The sequence below is a fragment of the Bartonella sp. ML70XJBT genome (assembly GCF_028618425.1).
Classification (GTDB): Bacteria; Pseudomonadota; Alphaproteobacteria; order Rhizobiales; family Rhizobiaceae; genus Bartonella.
Window position 1 is genome coordinate 41,124 of the sequence record NZ_JAQISX010000017.1, and the last position, 6,290, is coordinate 47,413.

The following is a 6,290-nucleotide window of genomic DNA, read 5'->3' on the forward strand; positions in this document are numbered from 1 at the left end:
TATTAACAATTTATTAAGCATAATTGCTAGCGGCTGCTAATGATCTTGTACTTCTCATCAAGCATCTTTATAAAAAGGATGACTTGAAAGAATTCTTATCCACTCTACTTAGTTGTGTAAATTATGCTGACACTTTTTCACTCTCCTCTCTCTACTGCTTCGCGCTTCATACGCCTCATTCTTGGGGAATATGGTGTAACTACTCAACTGATTGAAGAATATGAATGGGCGCGAAGACACGAATTTCTTGCTCTCAATCCCGCCGGTCATGTTCCTGTTTTTCTCGATGAACACGAAGTTCCGTTATCAGGTCCCTTTGTTATCTATGAATATTTAGATGAGACCCATGGAAGTTTACGACAAGAAAATAAACTCTTTCCGGAAAATCCTTTAGATCGTGCGGAAGTACGACGTCTTAATGACTGGTTTTTAAATAAATTTGAAAATGAAGCAACGCGCCATATTGTACGAGAACGAATTCATAAACGTGAAATGCCCCTCGCCATTGGCGGTGGCGCTCCCAATTCACAAATTTTACGCAATGCACGGGCCAATATTCCACCCCATATGAACTATCTCAACTGGCTCTGTGCCTCTCGTGATAGCTTAGTGGGTTCTTCCTTGTCCTATGCTGATCTAGCAGCCGCCGCCGCTGTTTCTGTCCTTGACTTTCTAGGGGAAATTGACTGGGAACAATCCCCTGCTGCCAAAGACTGGTACATGCGGATTAAATCACGGCCTTCTTTTCGTTCTCTTTTAACAGATCGTGTTCGCGGAATTGTTGCAAGTACTCACTATGCGGACCTTGATTTCTAGTCTTCTCTCACAAACACAAGTAAAAATAAATTTTATCTAAAGAAGACTTCTCCGTTTATAAATTTTTATGCCAGCCTATAAAAAATACAAGAATAGATTGATTCATAATCTTATTGAAGAGAAAATAAGACTCCTTCATACTCTTTTATTTCAAGCTCTCTTATCATGCACCCTCAAAATCATTTTTACAAAAAGATCAGTATAGAGATAAAAATATTTCACAAAAGGGTATAAAGTCTCTCTTTAAAGACAAGAGCTGCAGCACCATTAGAAAGTGAGGACAATAAAAAACAATACTTAATGCTTAGGTTACCCCCATTCTTCCCAATCTATGAAAAAACACACTCCCATACATAACGGCTTACTCTTAATAAAAAGGCGTTATCATGTGTTTTTACAAAATAACAATTTTTGCCAACTCGCTTTCCTAAAAGATAAAGAGTCAAACCAACGCCTGTATGTCAACAATCCAACTTCTCAGACATCTTCCTGCTTTCCCTCCTTTTATGTGTTTTTATTGATAGATAACATTTTGATTTAAAATGATAAATTTTAAAATTGCATCATAAACTTCAAATATGTTTCTTATGCGTGATAAGCGGGATTGGTGTGTAAAAAAATTATCTCAGAAAAGAATAAAAATACCTATGAACATTTCAAGGTCCAAAGGCTAGCAAAGCGTATGATGGTGCCAATTTGCGCTTTTATGAAACGTAGCAGTATAGAATAGATTTTATTATTCATGGAGATTTTCTCGTTATACCCTTCAAGCGCACCATCATAAAACGAGCTTTAAGAGCATTGAGATCCTATTTCTTTAAGACAAGCGTATAAGTTAAGTATATTTTGTTTGAAATATTCTATTTTACATGAAGAACGTGCCCCATAAAAGAACGAGAAAAATAAAAGCATCAAGCAATGAAAACCCACTCTTAAGCTTTTCAAGCAAGCTTTACTCTAATTCATCACATGATCTAACAAAAAAATATCTCTCTGTAAATTTATAAATCTTATACCACTTTCCCTAAACGATAGAATTTTACAGCACAAAAGGATAAATTAAAGTAGGAAAAAATTTTTTCCTATAAAGAAAAAGAACGGTTGGAAAGAAGTCAAGAATTTGCCTATACTACGGGATAGTAAAGTATCATAAGGAGATAAAAATGCGCCTTACAGTTGTTGGTGCAAATGGAAGAATGGGACGTGAACTCATTACAGCAACAGGGCTTAGAAAAGATGTAGAGCTTTGTGCTGTTCTTGTACGCAAAGGCTCACCTTTTGTAGGAGAAGATGCCTCTACCTTAATTGGTTCAGATTCTCTTGGGGTTTGCATCACGGATGATCCCGAAAAAGCTTTTTCAAACACAGAAGGAATTGTAGATTTTTCACAACCCCAAGCGAGTATTCTTTATGCTCACTATGCTGCTCAAAGAAAACTTGTCCATATTATAGGCACCACAGGATTTAGCAAAACAGAAGAAGAAAAAATTGCAGAGTTTGCGAAACATACAACAATTGTCAAATCCGGAAATATGAGCCTTGGAATAAATCTCTTAGCCAACCTTGTAAAGAAAGCTGCCAAAGCATTAGAAGCCAATGATTTTGATATTGAAATTTACGAAATGCATCATGCGAACAAAGTTGATGCCCCTTCTGGAACAGCCCTTCTTCTTGGACAAGCAGCAGCTGAAGGTCGAAATGTCATGCTGCAAGATGTACGTGTCAACGAACGCAATGGCCATATAAGGAAACGCGAAAAAGGCTCCATTGGCTTTTCTTGCTCACGGGGTGGAACAGTTATTGGAGAACACAATGTCATTTTTGCCGGTTCCCATGAGCGCATTATTCTTTCCCATACAGCGCAAGAACGCTCCATCTTTGCCAATGGCGCATTAAAAGCAGCTTTATGGGCAAAAAACCATGAAAATGGTCTTTATTCAATGCTCGATGTCTTGGGATTAAATGATGAATTTTAAACAATCAATAAAATAGAGGCAATTCATAATGGGACGCAGACTTGTACTCATCCGTCACGGACAAAGCGAATGGAATCTCAAAAACCTTTTTACGGGTTGGAAAGATCCTGATTTAACAGAAAAAGGTCATGCTGAAGCGATAGCAGCAGGAAAAAAACTAAAAGAATCTGGTTTAAAGTTTGATATCGCATATACATCTGCTTTACAGCGTGCCCAAAAAACAGCTCAGCACATTTTAGAGCAAATGGGACAATCAAATTTAGAAGTGATCAAAAGCTCTGCATTAAATGAGCGTAACTATGGAGATCTCGCTGGTTTAAATAAAGATGAAGTGCGTCAACAATGGGGGCAAGAGCAAGTGCAAATGTGGCGCCGCTCTTATACGATTGCCCCCCCAAATGGAGAAAGTCTACGCGATACCGGTGCACGCATTTGGCCTTATTATCTTTATCATATCCAGCCTCATATTTTGCGCTCTCAAACTGTTTTGATCGCAGCACATGGAAATTCTCTTCGTGCTCTTATTATGGCGCTTGAAGGTCTTACCAGTGAGGAAATTATATCTCAAGAATTAGCGACTGGCATTCCTATTCTTTACACCTTTAATCCCGATTCAACCATTGCATCAAAGACAATCATCACACCTTAAACTTTAAAAACCATGATGCCCTCCAAAAGTTTAATTCAATCGTTTTAAACAGAGAAAATAAATTCTATAATTTTATTGACAGAATTGCTTCATGCGCTTAGATGATTTTTATAAGCCCAGATGGCGGAATTGGTAGACGCGCAGGTTTCAGGTACCTGTGCCGCAAGGCGTGGAGGTTCGAGTCCTCTTCCGGGCACCATTTTGTGTCTTTAGCGCATTGAAATATATAGATTTTTCTTTAAACAATCATTTTAAGACCACCTTTTAGTCCACCTATTACAGTTTATACAATTTTATCTAATTTGTTGTTATTTGTTCCTTATTTTTCTCTGGAGTAAAGGCTAAGATCTCTTTTTTTCTCCACCTTACTGCTCTCCCTAGCTTATATGGCTTTGGAAATACACCTTGAAGCACCCAATTGCGAATCGTTGTTGTGGATACACTAAAAAGCTGTGCACACTCACGAGTTGTTACATATCTATCACCATCATCAAATATCATCTCATTACCTTTCTATTTTTTATGTTATGTAAATGGGTGGGGGTGCTGGGAGGAGAAAGCACCCCCATAGGTTTAAGCAGCTTTTGCCAAAATCTTTTGCATCTCTTGTTCTATTTCCCCTAAAAAGATTTCAACCGCTTGATTGATTTGTTCGATTTGTTCTTCATCACGATTGACGCGTTTGATCTTCATTCTCAAATTAGTGGATTTACCTACAAAGTTTGGATTATAGCTCATGAAATGACACCATTTACGTCCCGTACAAGCCATTTGGAATTGCATTTGCGCGTGATATTCAGGCTTGATAGTGTCATCTATAAAAAAGCGTAGATGGTTTGGTGATTGTAGGCATTTAATCTCAATTAAACCGTCCTCACCAATAAGCCCATCTGGACTAGCACCAGCCATTTGGATTGTGGGATGTTGGACAAATCCACACCTTGTGACCTCTGTGTCATAAATGAATTCATATTCTCTCAAGGCATCTTCTTCATGGTCAATGCCCCATTGCATAGCTGGCGTTATATAAGATTGGCTTATTTCCTCTGTTAATCGCTCCGTCATAAGCTTTATTTTGTACTCTTCATATTTGCTTGTAGGCGTTCCCTTAGCTGTTTTGCTAAGTATGTTATAAATGTTTGAAGCGGTGACTTTACCTAAACGGGCTTGAAACCACTCTGCTGTTCTTTGTTCCATTTCACACCGCCGGTTGCTCTTGTTGTGCTTTATTCATTTGCGAGCGTTGCTTTTTTTTCAAAGCAAACAAAACGGTTTGGGCTTGTTTATAAGACATCTGTGTGAGATTTTTTACGCCTATAAAAGCAAGAATATCGTTTTCCTTTGCTTGTGTCTTTTCCATTAATTCTTTGATTTCATTCATCTGTTCAGAAGAGATACCAGCAAGAATTGTGGCTCCATCTGTATCGTCTTCTTTTCTTGCGACATTAAGAAGCATGCCTAACAGATATCTGCGTGCATAGGTAATTGTAGAGCCAACCGCTTGTATGCTGTTTTTGCTCCCTGTAGCGTCAAAGGGAAATGTTCCTTGTGTTGATATTTCATTGCCAGATATATGCTTTAAAGTCATTTCCACGGTTATGCCATTTGAATTCTGTTCTTTGATCTGAGAAAACAAGGCAAAGTGATGTTTTGCAAGAGTTTCCTTGATTGCATCAATATATTTATCAAGCGTTGTATAGATACTTTTAGTATGTGTATTAAGAGCATTTTGTTCGATGTTTTTATATTCCATTTGCATAGCAGAAAGATCACGGATAAAGTTCTGGCGCTCTTGTCGTTCTATCTCCTTTTCTCGCAATTCAAGAAGGCTCTTGAGACGATCCAGATCTACATCACTTTGTAAAGCTCTTTCTAAAATAAGCTCCATAGCTGTAGAGTTGGTTTCACAAGCGTTTGTTTTTTCCACTAATTCCGTTTGTGTGGTAGTTAGTTCATTCATCTTGATTTCCTCCATTTAAAGCGCAATTCCCCCGTGGCGTGAATCACGCATGTGTTAAAAGTTGGTTGGTTTGGTTAGAAACGGCTTATAGAGATACTATAAGATTAGTCGTTCGTATTTTCTCATCTGGTTTGTTTTCTAGTTGAGATTCTTTTATCGCTATCAATCCAGTCGTCCCAACATACACATGCTTCACCGTAAATTTTTGCATGACCGTAAATATGCGCATCACCGTAAACTTGCGCATTGCCGTAAACACGCGCCCTATCGTAAATGTATGCCTCTTCGTAAACTTGTGCATTGCCATAAACTTCTGCATTATCAAAAACGTGCGGTTCACCGCAAATATATGCTTCACCGTAAACTTCTGCATGACCGTAAATGCATGGTTCATCGAAAACTTCTGCTTTGCCATAGATACGAGATTTGTCGTAAACTTGTGCATCACCGTAAACTTGTGCATTTTCGTAAACCTTAGCATCATCATAAACCTTGGCATAACCCCCAATCCAGCAATTACCATGATGCGATAGGTTGTCTTCTTTTGCTATAAAGCCGCCAAGATCATCTGCCTTTACATCTCCAAAGTCTTTCAATGCACGAATGCGGCGGAGCGTTTTGCGCCCAACTTCGATTGTTTCGTCTGTCAGTTCATATTTCTTTTCCATGGTTTATTTCCTTGATTTGCGTACAATCCACCCGTAGCGTGAAGCACGCATGTGTTAAAAGTTGGTTGGTTTGGTTAGAAACGTCCTACGTAGTCCACTAAGTGTTCACTTCTAGGAACCATTAGAGTTTTTCCACGAATTTCAAAATTACCAGAAATATTTACTTGATTGGAAATATATGCGTCGTCTAGAATTCTAATATCTCCAAAAATGCGTGCGTT

At 38.3% G+C, this 6,290-nt stretch carries 7 protein-coding genes and 1 tRNA gene; 4 read left to right on the forward strand and 4 right to left on the reverse strand.

Annotated features, from left to right (window positions below; translation table 11 throughout):
• The first annotated feature begins 123 nt into the window (after positions 1-123).
• The 4 genes from PVV65_RS07240 to PVV65_RS07255 all read left to right on the forward strand — a co-directional run bounded on the left by PVV65_RS07240 (position 124) and on the right by PVV65_RS07255 (position 3,640).
• A complete protein-coding gene (locus tag PVV65_RS07240; RefSeq protein ID WP_273789722.1) occupies positions 124-816 on the forward strand; it encodes a glutathione S-transferase family protein in 693 nt (230 codons plus the stop codon).
• Between the two features lie 1,163 nt (positions 817-1,979).
• The gene (gene dapB / locus PVV65_RS07245; RefSeq protein ID WP_273789723.1) at positions 1,980-2,792 is read left to right on the forward strand and encodes a 4-hydroxy-tetrahydrodipicolinate reductase; all 813 of its coding nucleotides are present in this window, start codon (positions 1,980-1,982) and stop codon (positions 2,790-2,792) included.
• 28 nt (positions 2,793-2,820) lie between these two features.
• On the forward strand, positions 2,821-3,441 hold the full coding sequence (locus PVV65_RS07250) for a 2,3-bisphosphoglycerate-dependent phosphoglycerate mutase (RefSeq protein ID WP_273755430.1): 621 nt from the start codon (positions 2,821-2,823) through the stop codon (positions 3,439-3,441).
• Positions 3,442-3,555: 114 nt separating this feature from the next.
• Positions 3,556-3,640, forward strand: a tRNA-Leu gene (locus tag PVV65_RS07255).
• Between the two features lie 98 nt (positions 3,641-3,738).
• Here the strand turns inward: PVV65_RS07255 and PVV65_RS07260 are convergent.
• From PVV65_RS07260 to PVV65_RS07275, 4 genes are all read right to left on the reverse strand, one after another.
• Positions 3,739-3,942 (reverse strand): AlpA family transcriptional regulator, encoded by a 204-nt coding sequence (locus PVV65_RS07260; RefSeq protein WP_273721450.1) that lies wholly within the window; start codon positions 3,940-3,942, stop codon positions 3,739-3,741.
• A 72-nt stretch (positions 3,943-4,014) separates the two neighbouring features.
• The gene (locus tag PVV65_RS07265) at positions 4,015-4,638 is read right to left on the reverse strand and encodes a lambda exonuclease family protein (RefSeq protein WP_273789724.1); all 624 of its coding nucleotides are present in this window, start codon (positions 4,636-4,638) and stop codon (positions 4,015-4,017) included.
• A gap of 1 nt (position 4,639) precedes the next feature.
• On the reverse strand, positions 4,640-5,401 hold the full coding sequence (locus PVV65_RS07270) for an ERF family protein (protein WP_273789725.1): 762 nt from the start codon (positions 5,399-5,401) through the stop codon (positions 4,640-4,642).
• A 122-nt stretch (positions 5,402-5,523) separates the two neighbouring features.
• Positions 5,524-6,069 carry a hypothetical protein gene (locus PVV65_RS07275; RefSeq protein ID WP_273789726.1) on the reverse strand — a complete coding sequence of 182 codons (546 nt, stop codon included), beginning with the start codon at positions 6,067-6,069 and terminating at the stop codon, positions 5,524-5,526.
• Positions 6,070-6,290 lie beyond the last annotated feature (221 nt).

What these genes read in the sequence shown, in the direction of transcription:
- PVV65_RS07240 (WP_273789722.1), top strand. Translation starts at nt 124, where the DNA reads ATGCTGACACTTTTTCACTCTCCTCTCTCTACTGCTTCGCGCTTCATA.
- dapB (WP_273789723.1), top strand. Translation starts at nt 1,980, where the DNA reads ATGCGCCTTACAGTTGTTGGTGCAAATGGAAGAATGGGACGTGAACTC.
- PVV65_RS07250 (WP_273755430.1), top strand. Translation starts at nt 2,821, where the DNA reads ATGGGACGCAGACTTGTACTCATCCGTCACGGACAAAGCGAATGGAAT.
- PVV65_RS07260 (WP_273721450.1), bottom strand. Translation starts at nt 3,942, where the DNA reads ATGATATTTGATGATGGTGATAGATATGTAACAACTCGTGAGTGTGCA.
- PVV65_RS07265 (WP_273789724.1), bottom strand. Translation starts at nt 4,638, where the DNA reads ATGGAACAAAGAACAGCAGAGTGGTTTCAAGCCCGTTTAGGTAAAGTC.
- PVV65_RS07270 (WP_273789725.1), bottom strand. Translation starts at nt 5,401, where the DNA reads ATGAATGAACTAACTACCACACAAACGGAATTAGTGGAAAAAACAAAC.
- PVV65_RS07275 (WP_273789726.1), bottom strand. Translation starts at nt 6,069, where the DNA reads ATGGAAAAGAAATATGAACTGACAGACGAAACAATCGAAGTTGGGCGC.